16 protein-coding genes and 1 pseudogene are annotated in these 15905 nt (G+C 71.0%); 4 read left to right on the plus strand and 13 right to left on the minus strand.

What is annotated here, in order from left to right; all coding sequences use genetic code 11:
• From DEIPI_RS40115 to DEIPI_RS41005, 10 genes are all read right to left on the minus strand, one after another.
• The coding region (locus DEIPI_RS40115; RefSeq protein ID WP_027482503.1) for a hypothetical protein at nucleotides 1–411 on the minus strand (411 nt) is incomplete at its 3' end.
• A 79-nt stretch (nucleotides 412–490) separates the two neighbouring features.
• Nucleotides 491–1219, minus strand: a complete 729-nt coding sequence (locus DEIPI_RS0116560) for an SDR family NAD(P)-dependent oxidoreductase (protein WP_027482504.1) — start codon at nucleotides 1217–1219, stop codon at nucleotides 491–493.
• Nucleotides 1216–2538 (minus strand): family 1 glycosylhydrolase, encoded by a 1323-nt coding sequence (locus tag DEIPI_RS31940; protein ID WP_045234532.1) that lies wholly within the window; start codon nucleotides 2536–2538, stop codon nucleotides 1216–1218. Before DEIPI_RS31940 ends, DEIPI_RS0116560 begins: the two co-directional genes overlap by 4 nt.
• On the minus strand, nucleotides 2535–3050 hold the full coding sequence (locus DEIPI_RS31945; protein ID WP_045234533.1) for an HPP family protein: 516 nt from the start codon (nucleotides 3048–3050) through the stop codon (nucleotides 2535–2537). Before DEIPI_RS31945 ends, DEIPI_RS31940 begins: the two co-directional genes overlap by 4 nt.
• Nucleotides 3047–3913, minus strand: a complete 867-nt coding sequence (locus DEIPI_RS0116575) for a formate/nitrite transporter family protein (protein ID WP_084474442.1) — start codon at nucleotides 3911–3913, stop codon at nucleotides 3047–3049. Before DEIPI_RS0116575 ends, DEIPI_RS31945 begins: the two co-directional genes overlap by 4 nt.
• Nucleotides 3910–4383, minus strand: coding sequence for a hypothetical protein (locus DEIPI_RS0116580; RefSeq protein ID WP_211238308.1), 474 nt, complete (start codon nucleotides 4381–4383; stop codon nucleotides 3910–3912). The genes DEIPI_RS0116575 and DEIPI_RS0116580 overlap by 4 nt, the downstream gene beginning before the upstream one ends.
• Entirely contained in the window at nucleotides 4380–6824 is a 2445-nt protein-coding gene (locus tag DEIPI_RS31950) for a molybdopterin oxidoreductase family protein (protein ID WP_084474445.1), read from the minus strand. The genes DEIPI_RS0116580 and DEIPI_RS31950 overlap by 4 nt, the downstream gene beginning before the upstream one ends.
• A 117-nt stretch (nucleotides 6825–6941) precedes the next feature.
• Complete coding sequence (hpaI, locus tag DEIPI_RS0116590) at nucleotides 6942–7751, minus strand: 4-hydroxy-2-oxoheptanedioate aldolase (RefSeq protein WP_027482507.1); 810 nt, start codon at nucleotides 7749–7751, stop codon at nucleotides 6942–6944.
• Between the two features lie 8 nt (nucleotides 7752–7759).
• On the minus strand, nucleotides 7760–8563 hold the full coding sequence (gene hpaH, locus DEIPI_RS0116595) for a 2-oxo-hept-4-ene-1,7-dioate hydratase (protein WP_027482508.1): 804 nt from the start codon (nucleotides 8561–8563) through the stop codon (nucleotides 7760–7762).
• Between the two features lie 54 nt (nucleotides 8564–8617).
• Complete coding sequence (locus tag DEIPI_RS41005; protein ID WP_027482509.1) at nucleotides 8618–9187, minus strand: hypothetical protein; 570 nt, start codon at nucleotides 9185–9187, stop codon at nucleotides 8618–8620.
• A 159-nt stretch (nucleotides 9188–9346) separates the two neighbouring features.
• Here DEIPI_RS41005 and DEIPI_RS37985 point away from each other — a divergent pair, with 159 nt between their 5' ends.
• From DEIPI_RS37985 to glgC, 3 genes are all read left to right on the plus strand, one after another.
• Complete coding sequence (locus DEIPI_RS37985; RefSeq protein ID WP_157463744.1) at nucleotides 9347–9511, plus strand: hypothetical protein; 165 nt, start codon at nucleotides 9347–9349, stop codon at nucleotides 9509–9511.
• A 91-nt stretch (nucleotides 9512–9602) separates the two neighbouring features.
• Nucleotides 9603–11528: an ATP-binding protein gene (locus DEIPI_RS35710; RefSeq protein ID WP_052351795.1), complete on the plus strand. Its 1926-nt coding sequence runs from the start codon at nucleotides 9603–9605 to the stop codon at nucleotides 11526–11528.
• A gap of 196 nt (nucleotides 11529–11724) precedes the next feature.
• Entirely contained in the window at nucleotides 11725–12963 is a 1239-nt protein-coding gene (gene glgC / locus DEIPI_RS0116615; protein WP_027482510.1) for a glucose-1-phosphate adenylyltransferase, read from the plus strand.
• Here the strand turns inward: glgC and DEIPI_RS41525 are convergent.
• The 3 genes and pseudogenes from DEIPI_RS41525 to DEIPI_RS0116625 all read right to left on the minus strand — a co-directional run bounded on the left by DEIPI_RS41525 (nucleotide 12951) and on the right by DEIPI_RS0116625 (nucleotide 14067).
• Nucleotides 12951–13355 (minus strand): glutamate racemase, encoded by a 405-nt coding sequence (locus DEIPI_RS41525; protein ID WP_245588585.1) that lies wholly within the window; start codon nucleotides 13353–13355, stop codon nucleotides 12951–12953. The genes glgC and DEIPI_RS41525 overlap by 13 nt on opposite strands.
• A gap of 85 nt (nucleotides 13356–13440) precedes the next feature.
• Nucleotides 13441–13794: pseudogene (locus DEIPI_RS41530) on the minus strand (glutamate racemase); the annotation flags it as partial.
• Nucleotides 13795–13803: 9 nt separating this feature from the next.
• Nucleotides 13804–14067 (minus strand): hypothetical protein, encoded by a 264-nt coding sequence (locus DEIPI_RS0116625; protein WP_027482511.1) that lies wholly within the window; start codon nucleotides 14065–14067, stop codon nucleotides 13804–13806.
• A gap of 534 nt (nucleotides 14068–14601) precedes the next feature.
• Here DEIPI_RS0116625 and rpoD point away from each other — a divergent pair.
• Complete coding sequence (rpoD, locus tag DEIPI_RS31965) at nucleotides 14602–15789, plus strand: RNA polymerase sigma factor RpoD (RefSeq protein ID WP_084474448.1); 1188 nt, start codon at nucleotides 14602–14604, stop codon at nucleotides 15787–15789.
• The last annotated feature ends 116 nt before the right edge of the window (nucleotides 15790–15905 follow it).

Here is a 15905-nt window from a genome sequence, read left to right on the forward strand (position 1 = left end):
CGCGTTGCGGCGCGCCTCGTGATCGGGGCGGCGGGCCACGTGACGTCGGTCCCCGGCGAGGTCGAGGAGTTCCTCCGGCAGACCGCGCAGGTCCGGGGCGTCGTCGAAGCCGAGGCCCAGCTGCGCCCATGAGGGCACGCAGCCCCGCGCGAGCGCGCCAAGCACCTTCCTGGCCGCTTCCGACGGGTGCTTGCGCGCCGCGCGCGCCAGCGGCAGGCACGCCGAGAGGCTGCCCACGACCTCGCCCGACACCACCACCAGCAGTCCCACCCCCAGCGTCCCGTGCCGCGCCACGTGGTCGCCGTACACGAAACAACGACGCCCCCGACGTTCGTCGAGGGCGTTCCGGACCAGGCGCGCGAGACTCGTGACTGCTTCCGTCAGCTCCTGCACCATGTCGTGGTCGGACATATCCCACGGTAGCATCCGCCAGGCCCGTCCGCACGTAGCTTCAGAACACCTCACCGCTCGCTCCACGCTCGCTCTACCTCTAGAGCCGGTCGAGCCTCCCGCCGTCCACGACGAGTCCCGCGCCCTGCACGAAGGCCGCGTCGTCGGACGCGAGGAACGCGATGGCCGCCGCGAGGTCCTCCGCGCGGCCCACGTCGGCGGGATCGATCTTCTCCGCGCCGCTCTTCACGTTCGGGTTCTCCCACAGCATCGGCGTGTCCACCGCGCCGGGCAGCACGGCGTTCACGCGGATACCGCGCGCGCGGCCCTCGATGGCGGCGCTGCGCGTCAGCGACAGCAGGGCCGCCTTCGCCGCCGCGTAGGGCGCGACGAGCGGCTCCGTCTCCCGCGCGTGGATGCTGGAGACGTTCACGATCGCCCCGCCGGGCTTCATGCGGGCGAGGCCCTCGCGGACGAAGGAGAACGCGCCCAGCAGGTCCACGCCGAGCACGCGGTTCCAGTCGTCCACGGTGAGGTCCGTCAGGGCCCTGAAGGTCATGAGGCCCGCGTTGTTCACGATGACGTCCAGCGCTCCGAACCGTTCCAGCGCGCGCTCCACGCAGGCCGTGACCTGATCGGGCTTCGACACGTCGCAGGCCACGCCCAGGGCCTCCGTGGCGCCGAGTTCCGCCGCGGCCTTCACCGCCGCGTCCTCGTGGAGGTCCGCGATCACGACGCGCGCGCCCTCCGACGCGAAGCGCTTCGCCGTCGCGAGCCCGATGCCGCTCGCGGCGCCCGTCACGATGACCACCCTGCCGCCGAATCTCATTCGTCCACTCCTTTCGAGGGCCGCGAGGCCGCCGAGGCGCCCTGCGCGCGCCGGGCGCGGTCGCGGGCGCCGTCCTCCAGCCTGCGCAGCACCCCTTCCTGCTGCTGGCTGGGCGGGAAGATCGGCAGGGCCAGCACCACGCTCTGCGTGGGCAGCACGTCCCGCCACTCGCGGATGAGCTCCCGGTACGCCTCGCCCACGGGCCGGATGTTGCGGTCGAGGTCGTAGAGCCCCAGCGGGTTCACCCGGCCCGCGTTCTCCCGCAGGGCGGAGTCCCAGTCCACCTGGTCCGTGAGGGAGTACCACGTGAAGCCCACGACGGGGAGGCCGTCGTTGCGGACGCGCAGCACGTTCGCCCACTCCTTGCGCAGCCAGGCGACGGCCTCGGTGCCCTTCTCGCCCTGCGCGAGGTTCGTCTCGGTATGCATGACCGGGAGGCCGTAGCGGTCGAAGTACTGCCGAGTGATGACGGCGTACCCGAAGATCTCGCCCGCCCACTCCGTGCGCCCGTCGGGATGCACGAGGTGCTCGTTCGTGACGTAGTAGTCGTTGCCCATGATGCACTGGTGCTTGAGGTTCTCGTTCAGGAAGAAGTGGTACTCGTCGCGGGTCATGCCGTTGTCCATCAGGTACTCGTACATGTCGCTGCTGACGCGGTGCCCGTAGTTGAGGTCCAGCGACAGGAAGCGCACCGCGTTCATCACCTCGGCGGGTCCGATGGACGCGGGCTTGTACGCGTGGAAGTACTCGGTGGACTCGCTCTGGATGAACACGGCGTCCGCGCGCACACTGGCGATCTCGCGCATCGCGAGGACGTTCGCCCGCACGATGTGCTTGAGGGCCGTGACGAAGGCGCGGTCCGAGGTCTGCTGCTCGTTCCACCAGCCGTACTTCGCGCTGAACAGCGCGCAGATGTACATCTCGTTGACGGGCGTGTAGAGCTGCACCCACGGGAAGCGCAGGGCGAACGCGCGGGCGTAGCGCGCGAACTGCGCGGGGAAGTCCGGATTCTGGAAGTTCCCGACCCAGTCGGGGACGCCGAAGTGGCACAGGTCCACGATGGGCGTGACGTCGCGCCGCCGCAGGTCCGCGAAGGTGTCGTCCGCGAAGCTCCAGTCGTAGCGGTCCGGGCCGAGCCACGTGCGGTGAATCGGCGGCCCGTAGCGCAGGTACGAGATGCCGAGCTCCTGGACGAGGTCGAAGTCGCGGCGCCAGAGGTCGTAGTGACGGCACTTCTCCAGCTCGTCCTGCCTCACGCGGCCCCCCTCGATGGTCGGGGAGGAGTTCTCGATGCCGGTGGCGAACATGAAGTGGATCATCCGCCCTCCTTCTGCGCGAGGCGCCAGCGCCGCAGGGCCTCCCCGAGCGCCGCGACGATCAGCACGCCCGCCATGACGGTGAGGAAGCTCCGGACGGTCGGGGGGAAGCCGCCGAGGGAAGCGAGGAGCGTCGTGGCGGCGGCGGGCGGGTGCGAGGCCCTCAGGAGGAGACCGCCGAGCAGCGTGAGCAGCACCGCCAGCACGGACGCCCACACGCGCGGCGCGGTGAGCTCGTGCGTGGCGAGCACGCTCGGGGCGTTCGTGGCGCCGAGCAGCAGGGCGGAGCCGAAGCCCGCGAGGAGCCCCACGAGGTGCCCCACGATCACGTTGAAGGGCCGCGCGCCGGGCTGATCGGGCGTCTCCGCCTGCAGGAACGCCGTCGGGCCGAGGCTGGGGAACAGCAGCGGCTGGGCCACCAATAGACCCACGCCGCCCGCCGCGAGCATCAGCGCGGCCGCCGCGAGCGGAGCCCACACGGCGTCCGGGACGCCCGGTCCGGCTTTGCCCTTCATGCCCGCCTCCGTTCTCGCCCGCGTCCCGCGACGACCTGCGCGTGGTTGAGCGCCGCCACGAGCGCCACGCCGCCCACGACGTTCCCGACGAGGGTCGGCACGAGATAGCCCGAGAGGTACGCCCAGAACGACAGCGCGCCCGTCGTGACGAGGTACAGCACCTCCACGGAGCCGGCGATGACGTGACTGAACTCCCCGAGTCCCACGAGGAACGTGATGATCACGATGATGCCGACGCGCGCCGTCTCGGCGGCGGGCAGCAGCCACACCATCAGCGCGATCAGCCAGCCCGCGAAGACGCCGCGCAGCAGGATCGTGAGGAACGGCAGGTTCGCGGCGGACCGGCCGATGTCGGTGAAGGTGTCACGCGTGCCCTCGTCGAAGACCATCGTGCCGCCCACCGCCCACGCGAACAGGAACGCTCCGACGAGGTTCGTGAGCAGCACGGTCGCCCACAGCCGCAGCACCTGACCGAGCTTCGCCGCCGTGAACTCGTGCAGCAGCGGCAGGACCGGCGTGAGGGTGTTCTCCGTGAAGAGCTGCTGCCGCCCGAGCACCACGATCAGGAAGCCGACGCTGTACCCGAGCTTCGACACGAGCGGACGCCACGGCGCGTCCGGCAGGTGGTTCTGCAGGAGGCCCTCCGCGACGAGCGAGAAGCCCATGGAGAGCCCCGCCGCGAGTCCCGACCACGCGAGCGCGGCGGTGGGCCTCCCGAGCTCCTCCTCGCCTTCCTTGCGGATGGCCTCGTGCACGACGGTGGGGGAGATGGCGGAGCGCTCCTCGGCCTGCGCCTGCTCCTCCTGGTCGGCGTCCACGCCGGGCGGGGAGCGCGGCTCCTCGGCCTGGCGGCCGGGGTTCACTCGGCCACCACGAGCGCCTGCGGCGCGGCCTGCTTGATGCGCGTCAGGAAGAACTTCACCTGACGTTTCGTTTCCCGGGCGCAGTTCTGGCAGACACCTTCGAGCTCCTCGTCGCGCAGGGCCTGCGCGGCCTGCTCCAGCACCGTCCAGCACAGCTGCACCTCGTTCGCGAGGAGCCACAGGTCGTGCAGGTCCCGCACGAGGCCCAGCCCACCGGAGCGCGGCCCGTGGAAGAGGGCCTTTTCAAGCGCGTCGGGCTCGGGGTTGCGCTGCTCTCGGTACTTCTCCACGAGCGGCGCGAGCTGCTCGATGTGACCGCGTGACCACCTCGCCAGCAGCTGGCAGGTCTGGAAGACGTCCGGTTCGTCGCCGTGATGCTCCGAGACCTTCGTGAGGGCGTCCACGAGCCGCGTCTCGCTGCCGTGGACCAGCCCGAGGTAGTTGCCGACGTGCATGCCGCGCGTGTTCATCCGTCCACCCTCTGCGTCGTCTTCGGACGCGGGAACTCCGAACGCTCGGTCGTGGACTGCTCGTCCTGCGAGCCCACCAGACTGCGCGCGGCGTCCACGGCGCGGCCCAGCAGACCCTTCGGGGGCAGCGCGGCTCGCGCGTCGTAGCGGCTGATCCGCACGGCGGCGTACTTGAAGTGCGGCTGCTTGCTCACCGGGTCCCACTCGGTGAGGGTGAGCTCGTTCGCGGCGCGCGGCCTCGACGGGTCGTCCCAGGAGCCGTAGTGCCACGGGACGAACACGAGGCCGGGCTCCACGTTCCCGATCAGCGCCCGCTCGATGATCGCGCCCCGACGGGACTCCACGAGCACCCAGTCGTCCTGAGCAATACCGTGGCGCGCGGCGTCCTCCTCGGAGAGCTGCACGAACGCGTCCGGCGCGGCCTCCGCGAGGGCACGGGCCCGGCCCGTCTTCGTGCGGGTGTGGAAGTGGTACACCTGACGGCCCGTGGTGAGCCACAGCGGGTACTCGTCGTCGGGCACCTCGTGCGGCTCCTGGTGCTCGGCGGGCTTGATGAGCGCTCTGCCCCGCGGGTCGTTCGCGCGGTACTCCTCGGGCGTGACGCTCGCGCCCGTGTCGAAGTCCTGCCCGTACGTCTCCGCGTACTCGGCGCTCGTCGGGAACACCCCGTCCGTGTAGAGGCGCAGCGTCCCGTCCGGGTGCTCGTCGTTCACGGGCCAGGGAATGCCGCTGCCCGCGAGGAGCTTCTCGTACGTCAGGCCCGTGTAGTCGCAGGGCCGTCCGCGCGTGCACGCCTTCCACGCTTCGAAGGTGCTCTCCGGGTCGTGCCACTTGATCAGCGGCTGACCGTCCTGATCGCGGAAGTCCATGCGGCGCGCGTAGTCGAGGAAGATGTCGAGGTCGCTGCGGGCCTCGCCGGGCGGCTCGACGGCCTGGCAGGAGATGTGCACGGTGCGGCTCACGTTCGTGAACGTGCCGGTCTTCTCACCCCAGATCGCGGCGGGCAGCACGACGTCCGCGTACCTCGCCGTCTCCGTCATGAAGGCGTCCTGCACCACCACGAACAGGTCCTCCTTCTGGAGGATGCGGCGGACGCGGCCGAGGTCCGGGAGGGACACGGCGGGGTTCGTCGCCTGGATCCACAGGAACTTGATGCTGCCCGTCTCGCAGTAGCGCCAGATCTGCATGGCGTGCGTGGGCGGGGACCAGTGCGGGATCTTGTCGAAGGGGACGTTCCAGAGCCTCGCGAGCTGGCGGATATGCTCCGGGTTGTCCCAGTTGCGGAAGCCGGGCAGGTCACCGTCGGCACCGGTCTCGCGGGTGTTCTGCGCGGTGGGCTGGCCGTTCATCTGCAGGATGCCGCTGCCGGGCTTTCCGATGAGGCCGCGCACGAGGTGGAGGTTGTTGACCTGCACGGCGGCGGCGGTGGCCTGCATGGACTGGTAGACGCCCTGCAGCACGGTGGAGACGAGCGTGCGTGTGGTCGCGAGGATCTCCCCGGCGCGGCGTAACTCGTTCGCCGGGACGCCCGTGAGCGTCTCGACCCGCTCGGGCGTGTACGTCTCGACGGTCCTGCGCAGCTCGTCGTACCCGAGGGTGTGCGCGTCCAGGAAGGCGTGGTCGACCGCGCCCGCCTCGATCACGAGCCGGATGAGGCCGTTGAGGAGCGCCACGTTCGTGCCGACGCGGGGCGCGAGGTGGACGGTCGCCTTCTCGGCGGTGAAGGTCCGGCGCGGGTCGATCACGACGAGCTTCGGCGGGTTGGGTCCCGCGAGCCGGTCGAGGATGCGAGCCCACAGCACCGTCTGCTGCGACGCGATGTTGTGCCCGACGTGCAGGATGGTGTCGGTCACGTCGAGGTCCTCGTACGCGCCGGGCTGCCCGTCCGACCCGAAGGACTCCTTGAGGGCGGCGGCGGCGGTGGCGGTGCACAGGCGCGTGTTGCCGTCCATGTGGGGCGTGCCCAGCCCGGCCTTGCCGATCACGGCGAGGGTGTAGTACTCCTCCAGGAAGAGCTGTCCGGAGGTGTAGAAGCCCATCGCGCCGCTGGTGTGCCGCTCGACGATCTCCCTGGACCTGCGGACGATGAGGTCCATCGCCTCGTCCCAGCTGGCCTCCTGGAGGCGTCCGTCCCGGCGGATCAGGGGCGTGCGCAGACGGTCCTCGCTGTTGTTCGCCTGCCAGCCGTGCAGGCCCTTCGGGCCGAGGCGGCCCTTGTTCGTCACGTCGGAAGCGAGACCGCGCACGCCGACGATGCGGCCGTCCCTGACGCCGATGTCGAGGCCGCAGCCGTTGGAGCACAGCACGCAGGTGCCGCGCACCCAGCGTTCGGGCGTGTCGGTGGTGTGCTCGTCGACCCGCTCGGGCCACGGGGTGTCCGGGCCGTGCGGCGTGCGTGCTCCCCAGATGTCGTTGATGCTGTCGCGTGTCTCGGTCGCCATGTCGTGCCTCCCGCCCCTCATTCGGTGCGCGCGGCAGGGGCGAGGGCGTGAGGATTTCCGTCAGATCGCCTCACGATACACAAAGGGATCGCTGGGAGTCGCGACCGGCACCGAAGGTCAGTACACGCCGCCGCGCTCCGGCCCCGCCTCCTCGCCCCCGCCCTCCCGGAAGCGCGCCGCGAGCGCCCGCGTGGCGCGCGCCAGCAGGGTCGTGTCCACCCCGACCGCCACGAACGAGAATCCCCCGGCCAGATAGTCACGTGCGAGCGTCTCGTCCGACGTCAGGATCCCCACCGCCTTCCCCGCCGCGTTCACGCGCCGCGCGGCGTCCGCGACGGCCTCCGTCACCTCCGGATGCCCGGGATTCCCGAGGTGCCCCAGCGACCCCGACAGGTCCGCCGGTCCGATGAACACCCCGTCCACGCCCTCCACCGCCACGATCTCGTCGAGCGCGTCCAGTCCCGCGCGCGACTCGATCTGCACGACGAGACACACCTCCGAATCGGCGCGCGCGAGGTAGTCCGGGCGGGTGTTCCAGCGCGACGCGCGCGCCAGCGCGCTCCCCACCCCCCGCACGCCGCGCGGCGGGTAGCGCGTCGCCGCGACCAGCGCGCGTGCCTGCCCGGCGGACTCCACCATCGGCACGATCAGGCTGCGCGCCCCGAGGTCGAGGTACTGCTTGAGGACCACCGCGTCCCCGACGGGCGGGCGGACCACCGCCTCCACGTCGTACGGGGCGACCGCGCGGAGTTGCGCGAGGATGGAGCGCAGGTCGTTCGGGGCGTGCTCGCCGTCCACCAGCAGCCAGTCGAAGCCCGCGCCCGCGCAGATCTCCGCGCAGGTGGGGTCCGCCAGACCCATCCACAGGCCGATGGCGCGCTCACGGGCCACGAGCGCTTCCCTGAACGCGTTGCGGTAGGTGTCCACGTCCCTCCTCACACGAACCTGCACGTGACCGCACCGAGCGGGCCGTAATCCGCGTGGAAGGTGTCGCCCGCCGAGACGTCCACGGGCCGCGTGAACGAGCCCGCCAGCACCACCTGCCCGGGAAGCAGCGTCACCCCGATCCCGTGAAGACGGTTGGCGAGCCACGCGACCCCGTTCGCGGGGTGGTTGAGCACACCCGCCGCCACGCCCGTCTCCTCGATGACCCCGTTCCGGTACAGCAGCGCCCCCACCCAGCGCAGGTCCACGTCGTGCGGGCGCACGGGCCGCCCGCCCGTCACCACGCCCGCGTTGGCGGCGTTGTCGCTGATGGTGTCGAGGACCCTGCGCGTCACGCCCGTCGCCGCGTCCACCCGCTCGATGCGGGCGTCGATGATCTCCAGCGCGGGCGTCACGTACGCCGTGGCGGCCAGCACGTCGAAGATCGTGCAGTTCGGGCCGCGCAGCTCCTCACGCAGGACGAACGCGAGCTCCACCTCCACCCGTGGGACGATGAACCGCGTGACCGGGATGTCCGCGCCCTCCGCGAAGAACATGTCGTCGAGGAGCGTGCCGGAGTCCGGCTCGGTGATGTTCGAACTGACCTGCATCGCGCGGGATGTCAGGCCGATCTTGTGGCCGCGCACCTCGCGGCCCTCCGCGAGCTTGAGGTCCACCCACGCGCGCTGCACCGCGTAGGCGTCCTCGAAGGTCATGCCGGGGTGCTCCAGGGAGAGCTGACGGATCTGACGACGCTCGCGCTCGGCGTCGTGGAGGCGCCTCGCGGCGCTTCTGAGCTGGTCTTCGGACAGCAAAGTGGGACCCTCCTGTGCGGTCCATCCTACGGCCCGGGAAGCGCCCGCGCGACCTCAGGGGGTGGGGTCGAGCGTGAAGGCCCGGTCGGAGAAGGCTCCGTTCCAGTCCGTCGCCTCGATCGTCAGGAGACGCGACGCGCGTGACGCGGGCAGATCGAGGACCCAGCGGTCCTGCGCGTCCACCGTGAGGGCCCCCGACGTGACGGTCGCGCCCGCGCTCGACACGCGGTAGGTAAGGGACGCGAGCCGCACGTCGTCACGGGCCGTACCCGTGACCCGCAGACCCGTCGAGGTCGCGGTGAAGAGGACGTCTCCGATCTCGGGCGGCGTGGTGTCGGAGGGGTCGGGTGTGGGACCCGGGTCGGGATCGGGCGTGGGGTCCGGTGTGGGGTCCGGCGTGGGATCGGGCGTGGGGTCCGGCATGGGGTCCGGCGTGGGATCGGGCGTCGGATTCGGCGTCGGTGCTGGTGTGGGCGTCGGTGTCGGCGTCGGTGACGGTGTGGGATCGGGTGTGGTCACGGGCGCCGTCACGGGCGCGGGCGCCACGCTCGACGGAGCGGGCGCCGACCCGCAGGACGCGAGCACGAGAGCGCAGGAGAGGAGCAGGGTGAAGCGCAGGAGCATGCCCTCAGGGTAGGGTTCGCTCCGCGCCGAATGAAAAGAAATTATGGCTTCTCATGAGACGAAACGTGGGAAGCGTCCCCCGCGCGACTCACGCGCGGCTCACGCCGAGCAAACCTTGAGACAACGCCGCACGCGCCCGGGAACGGCCTACCCTGGGTCATGGTCACGGTCCTGCTCGTCATCGTCGTCGCATTCGGCGTGGGCATCTTCCTCGCCGTGAGCACCGTCTCCCGCCTGGCGCGCGACCTCGTGACGCCCGCCGCCCCGACGCCGCAACCCGTGTCGGTCCCGGCCCGCCGGGTCTACGTGCCGATCCGACCCTGAAGGCGCCCGACACGCGTCCGGAGACCTCGCGGTCCACTCACGTGTGGCGCGTGCGTGTCCTCGGGATTAGACTTGGCAGATCAGCGAGCCCATGCCGACCCAGGACTTCGCCTCCCCACTGCCGGACCTCCGAGCGCTGCTCGAGGGTCTGCCCGACGCCTTCCTGGCGCTCGACGCGCACTGGCGCGTGGTGTACGCCAACGGCAACGCGATCCGCTTCGCGGCGCGCCCGGCCGCGGAGGTGATCGGCGCGAACCTGTGGGCGCTCTACCCGGAGATTCTCGGCACGATCTTCGAGGAACGCGCCCAGCTCGTGATGCGCGAACGTCTCGTCACGGAATTCGAGGCGTACTTCTCGCCGCGCGCCTCCTGGATCGGCGTGCGCGCCTTCCCGTATCAGGACGGCGTCGCCGTGCACTTCCGCGACGTCACCGCCCGGCACGGGCAGGAGCGGCGCGCGCGCGCCCTGCAGGACATCACGACCGCCCTGATGCGCCCGCTCGGGCGAGACGACGTCCTCACGGCCGTCTTCCGGCACGCGGTGCCCGCGCTGGGCGCGTCGGTGGGCAGCGTCGCCCTCACGGCCCCCGACGGCGCTCACGTGGAGGTGTTCCGTCTCGACCCCCTGTCCGAGCGCCGACCCGTCCGATCCGCCTTCCGGCACGCTCTGACCGAGCACGTGCCCGTCGTGACGGCCATGCGCGAGCGCCGAACGCTGCTGCTCCGCCGCGAGGACGTGCGGCGTGACTACCCCCGCTTCGCGCCCTCGACGTCGCCCGCGACCGTCGCGTACGCGATCGTGCCGCTGGAGTTCGACGAGCGGGTCGTGGGCGCGCTCATCCTCAGCTTCGTCGACGAGTCCACCTTCGCGCAGATCGATCTGGCCTTCGTGACGAGCGTGGCCGCGCAGTGCGCCACCGCGCTCGAACGCGCCCGGCTCGCCGGGGAGGTGGACGTCGAGCGCGCGCTCGTCGGGCGCGTCCTCGACGAACTGCCCGTGGGGGTCATGCTGGTGGAGCGGGACTCCGGCAGGACACGGTGGGTCAACCGCGCCATGCACGACCTCATCCGTCCCGAGGACCTGCTGCGGACGTTGCCGTGGCTCGGGGAGCTCGGTGAGGCGGACACGGGTCAGGACGCCTTCGAGGTGGAGGTCACCCGCTCCGACGGCACGCCCTCGTGGTTGAGCTGCCGCGTCGCCCTCGTCCGGGAGGAGGACGGCGCTTTGCTCACCGTTGTCACGGCGTCCGACGTGACCGAACGACGCGAGGTCGAGGCCCGCGTGAGGGAGCTCAACAGCTCGCTCGAACAGCGGGTGCGGGAACGCACGCGGCAACTGGAGGCGCTCAACGAGGAGCTGGAGGCCTTCTCGTACGGGGTGAGCCACGACCTGCGCGCGCCCGTGCGGCACGTGCTGAGCTTCCTGGGGTTGCTGCGCCGCTCGCTCACGCCGCCCGTGGACGAACGCGCGCAGCGCTATCTCGACATCGCCGAGGGCGCCGCGTCCCGCATGAACGGTCTCATCGACGATCTGCTCGCGATGGCGAGGAGCGCGCAGGAGCCCGTGGTTCGCGCGCCCGTGGCGCTCGGTCCGCTCGTCGAGCAGGTCCGGGCCGACGTGCAGCTCGGCGCGGGTGAACGGCACCTCACCTGGCGGGTGGCGGCGTTGCCGACCGTGGAGGGCGACGCGGGATTGCTGCGTCAGGTGCTGACGAACCTGCTGGGGAACGCGGTGAAGTACAGCCGGACGCGGGACGAGGCGGTCGTGGAGGTGTGGGCGGACGTGACGGACGCGGAGGTGCGGGTGTTTGTTCGTGACAACGGGGTGGGCTTCGATCCGCGTTACGCGAGTCGGCTGTTCGGGGTGTTCCAGCGGCTGCACCGCGCGGAGGAGTTCGAGGGCAACGGGGTGGGGCTGGCGAACGTGAAGCGGATCGTGCAGCGGCACGGGGGGCGGGTGTGGGCGGAGTCCTCGCCCGGTGAGGGCGCCACCTTCTCCTTCTCCCTGCCGCGCTGAGCGCTGAAACGTCCCTTCAGAAAGTACCTCTCCACCCACGATGCCCGCGCGCGGTCCGGTACCCTCCGACGACGCGCGACACGGGCCGCGACGTCGTGCATGATGTGGGTGGACACCGCTCATTTCAAGACATACGACCCACGGTCAGGATTCACGCACGACCCGCGCGTCCCTCGTGGACCCGCCTGGAGGAACGATGAAAACGAGAGTGCTCGGCATGATCCTCGCCGGAGGCCAGGGGACCCGTCTGTTTCCCCTGACGCGCAAACGCGCCAAGCCCGCCGTGCCCTTCGGCAGCAAGTACCGCATCATCGACTTCGCGCTGAACAACTTCATCAACAGCGAGATCTACTCCATCAACGTGATCACGCAGTTCAAGGCGCAGAGCCTGACGGAGCACATCCAGCGCGGCTGGCGCTTCGGGACCTTCCTCAGCGACTACTTCATCACCCTCGTGCCCGCGCAGATGTACCGCTACGAGGAGCTCGGGCCCGTCTGGTACCGCGGCACCGCCGACGCCGTCTACCAGAACCTCCACCTCGTCGAGAACTTCGACGCGGACTACGTGGCGGTGTTCAGTGGCGACCACATCTACAAGATGAACATCGCCCACATGCTCGACGTGCACCGCGATACGCGCGCCGACGTCACCATCGCGAGCTTCCCCATGCCCGCCGCCGAGTCGAAGCGCTTCGGCGTGATGAGCGTCGACGACCGGGGCCGCGTGACGGACTTCCTCGAAAAGCCCGATCCAAGCACGCTGCCGGGCAACCCGACGACGGTGCTGACCAGCATGGGCAACTACATCTTCTCCCGCCGCGCCCTCGAGGAACTCCTGGAACTCGGTGTCCGCGAGGAGGCGAACTCCTTCGACTTCGGCAAGGACACGCTGCCGCGCGCCATCATCGACGGGTACAACGTGATGGCGTACGACTTCCACCGCAACCCCATCCCCGGGCAGGCGGGCCCCAACACGTACTGGCGCGACGTGGGAACGCTCGACGCGTACTACGAGGCGAACATGGACCTCGTGTCCGTCACGCCGGAGTTCGACCTGTACAATCCCGAGTGGCCCCTGCGCACCGCGTCGGAGTTCAGCGCGCCCGCGAAGTTCGTGCACGAGGCCGCCGAGCGGCGCGGGCAGGCTTTCAACTCCCTCATGGCGGGCGACGTGATCATCTCGGGCGGCACGGTCCGTGACAGCGTGCTCGGACGGCACGTGCGCACGCATTCCTACTCCCTCGTGGAGGGCGCCGTGGTCCTCGACCACGTGGAGATCGGACGGCACGCGCACGTGCGGCGCGCCATCATCGACAAGAACGTGGTCGTGCCGCCCGGCGCGCGGATCGGCGTGGACCCCGAGGAGGACCTCGCGCGGGGCTTCACCATCACCGAGAACGGCGTCGTGGTCGTCCCGAAGTCCTACACCTTCTGAGCCTCGGGCGCGAGGTCGGGCGCGCGCAGCAGTTCGTCCGCCTCGATCCCCGAGAGCCGCGCGACCCCGCCGAACGTGGCGGGGTCGCCGCTGCTCACGAGCGTCACGCGGCCCACGCCCTCCCGCGTGGCGAGCTCGCCACGTTCCTCCAGCACCCGCCGGGTGCGCTCGGCGATGGCGCCGCCCGAGTCGAGCATCGTGAAGCGGCCCGGAAAGGCCTCCTCCACGGCGCCGCGCAGGAAGGGGTAGTGCGTGCAGCCCAGCACGAGCGTGTCGGCGCCCGCCGTGGCCATGGGACCCAGGGCCTCGTGAAGCGCGCGGCGCACCTCCGGGCCGTCCAGGACGCCCGCCTCCACGAGCGGCACGAGCCTCGGGTGCGCCGCCTGATGCACCGTCACTCCGGCGGGCGCGGCGAAGCGCGCGGGTGACGTCTGCGAGCAGGCGCCCGCGCAGCGTGGCGGGCGTGGCGAGCACCCCGACGTGCCCGGTACGGGTGAGGCCCACGGCGGGCTTGAGGGCGGGCACGAGCCCCACGACGGGCACGTCCTGCCCGAAGTCCGCGCGGACGTCGTCGAGCGCGACGGCGCAGGCGGTGTTGCACGCGATCACGACGAGCTTCGCGCCCCGACTCCGCAGCCAGCGCACGCCGCGCAGCGTGAGCGCGCGGATGTCGTCGTCGTCGCGGGGGCCGTAGGGCGCGTTGGCGGTGTCGCCGAGATACAGGTAGTCCTCGTGGGGAAGGAGCTCGCGGAGTCGGGCGAGGACGGACAGGCCGCCCGCGCCCGAGTCGAACACGCCGATCGGCGCCCCTGGCGGTCGGTGGGTGGTCACCGTGACATTCTAGGCGTCCAGCACGTCCGTGCGAAGCGGGCGCGTCTCACGTTCGAGCGCGTCCTCGTCGGCGATGCGGCGCACGAGCCACGCCGCCGCGTCGAGACCGACGGTGAGCTCGAAGCGGCCGCGCCGCAGCAGCCCGTCGCGCGCGTCGTGCCCGAACAGCGCGACGAGCCTCGGCAGCGAGGTCTCCGTCTCGACGTCGGCCGCGACGACGCGGACGCGCTCCCGGCCCTCGGTGGTCCACTTGCAGTGCACGGTGGTCAGCATGAGACGCTCCTCTCGCGCCCACGGGGGCGCCGGACGATGGAAGGCGGCCATGGTCGTCGCGTCGGGAGGGACCGACACCCGGGGGCATGGGAGTCCAGGGGCACCGGCGAGAGCGGCGCGGACGCGCCCGTCTCTGCTTGAGGAAACGACCATCCGTACTTTAGTCGGCCTTGGCGTCCACGTCGCCGTGCCCGTTCACAGTTGAAGCGCTTCAGCGTGAAGAAGCCGCCGAACCCCTGCACGCGCGCCGCGAATCCGGCTGACCTTCCTCGGCGGATAGTGTCCTGCACGCGCCTTTTGCGATCACTGCCGCGGGTGGGGCGGCGGGTTCGGCCGTTCCCTGTTATTCTGTGGCGCATGTCCACCGCCCTCCGGACGGCCGGCCGGTCCTGCCTCCAACCGGGAGGAGCCCGCGCCGAGCGGGAACATCCTGACCGACGCCGTTGTCACGCTTCCGCGCGTGTGACATCCTGCGAGACTGTCCGCCGGACCTCGGGTCCGGACAAGTAACGTTTCCCGCTCCATGGAGGCCCGATGAGCAACGCCCAGCAGAACCCGTCTCCCTCACAGAAGGGCCGCAAGCGCTCCGCGAAGGCCAAGGAGGCGCCCGCCGAGGCCCGTCCCGCCGCGACCGCCGATGAGGCGCCCGTCGACGGGGAGAACCCGACCGCGGAGCCGGAGTTGCTCGACCCGGAACTCGCGGCCATCGACCCGGACGAGGTCGAGGAGGAGGACCTCGAGACCGAGGAGACGCCCGAGGCCGAGGAGGAGGAGGAGGCCGACGAGGACCTGCCCCGTCCCGTCAGCAGCGACCCCGTGCGGCAGTACCTGCACGAGATCGGTCAGGTGCCCCTGCTCACCGTCGCGGAGGAGATCGACCTGGCGCGCCGCATGGAGGCGGGCGTGGCAGCGCAGGGACGGCTCGACGAGAACCCCGACCTGGAGGAGCGCCAGCGGCGCGCGCTGCAGCGTCAGGTGGACGACGGCGCCGCCGCGAAGCAGCAGCTGGTGGAGGCGAACCTGCGTCTGGTCGTGAGCATCGCCAAGAAGTACCCGAACCGCGGCCTGAGCCTCCTGGACCTCATCCAGGAAGGCAACGGCGGGCTGATGCGCGCCGCCGAGAAGTTCGAGTACCGCCGCGGCTTCAAGTTCTCCACGTACGCCACGTGGTGGATCCGGCAGGCCGTGAACCGCGCCATCGCCGATCAGGGCCGCACGATCCGCGTGCCCGTCCACATGGTCGAGACGATCAACAAGCTCTCGCGCACCGCGCGGCAACTGCAGCAGGAACTGTCGCGCGAGGCGACGCCCGAGGAGCTCGCGGAGGCGATGGGGCCCGGTTGGGACGCCGCGAAGGTCGAGGAGGTCCAGAAGGTCTCCATGGAGCCCGTGTCGCTCGAGACGCCCGTCGGGACGGAGGGCGACTCGGCCTACGGGGACTTCATCGCGGACGAGCGGCTCGACTCGCCCGCCGAGAGCACCGACGAGGTGATGCTCTCGGAGGCGATCAGCCGCGCGCTCAGCGCCCTCGACGAGCGCGAGGCGATGGTGCTCAAGCTGCGCAAGGGCCTCGTGGACGGCCGCGAGCACACCCTCGAGGAGGTCGGGCAGTACTTCAACGTGACCCGCGAGCGCATCCGTCAGATCGAGAACAAGGCTCTGCGCAAGCTCAAGTACCACGAGAGCCGCAGCCGCAGCCTGCGCGACTACCTCGACGACTGAGCGACCCGCAGGAAGGCGCGCGGCTCCCAGGCCGCGCGCCTTCACGTGGCGTCAGCGGCCGGGGAGGTGCGCGGCGATCCAGTCCGCCGCGTCCTCCACGGCTCGCGCGGGCAGGG

The sequence above is a fragment of the Deinococcus pimensis DSM 21231 genome, from assembly GCF_000519345.1.
GTDB classification, from domain to species: domain Bacteria; phylum Deinococcota; class Deinococci; order Deinococcales; family Deinococcaceae; genus Deinococcus_A; species Deinococcus_A pimensis.

Bases quoted from the DNA above. Each gene is read 5' to 3' on its own strand.
- DEIPI_RS31940 (WP_045234532.1), bottom strand. From the start codon at position 2,538: ATGATCCACTTCATGTTCGCCACCGGCATCGAGAACTCCTCCCCGACC.
- DEIPI_RS0116580 (WP_211238308.1), bottom strand. From the start codon at position 4,383: ATGAACACGCGCGGCATGCACGTCGGCAACTACCTCGGGCTGGTCCAC.
- rpoD (WP_084474448.1), top strand. From the start codon at position 14,602: ATGAGCAACGCCCAGCAGAACCCGTCTCCCTCACAGAAGGGCCGCAAG.
- DEIPI_RS0116560 (WP_027482504.1), bottom strand. From the start codon at position 1,219: ATGAGATTCGGCGGCAGGGTGGTCATCGTGACGGGCGCCGCGAGCGGC.
- DEIPI_RS41005 (WP_027482509.1), bottom strand. From the start codon at position 9,187: ATGCTCCTGCGCTTCACCCTGCTCCTCTCCTGCGCTCTCGTGCTCGCG.
- DEIPI_RS31945 (WP_045234533.1), bottom strand. From the start codon at position 3,050: ATGAAGGGCAAAGCCGGACCGGGCGTCCCGGACGCCGTGTGGGCTCCG.
- glgC (WP_027482510.1), top strand. From the start codon at position 11,725: ATGAAAACGAGAGTGCTCGGCATGATCCTCGCCGGAGGCCAGGGGACC.
- DEIPI_RS31950 (WP_084474445.1), bottom strand. From the start codon at position 6,824: ATGGCGACCGAGACACGCGACAGCATCAACGACATCTGGGGAGCACGC.
- DEIPI_RS35710 (WP_052351795.1), top strand. From the start codon at position 9,603: ATGCCGACCCAGGACTTCGCCTCCCCACTGCCGGACCTCCGAGCGCTG.
- DEIPI_RS0116625 (WP_027482511.1), bottom strand. From the start codon at position 14,067: ATGCTGACCACCGTGCACTGCAAGTGGACCACCGAGGGCCGGGAGCGC.
- DEIPI_RS37985 (WP_157463744.1), top strand. From the start codon at position 9,347: ATGGTCACGGTCCTGCTCGTCATCGTCGTCGCATTCGGCGTGGGCATC.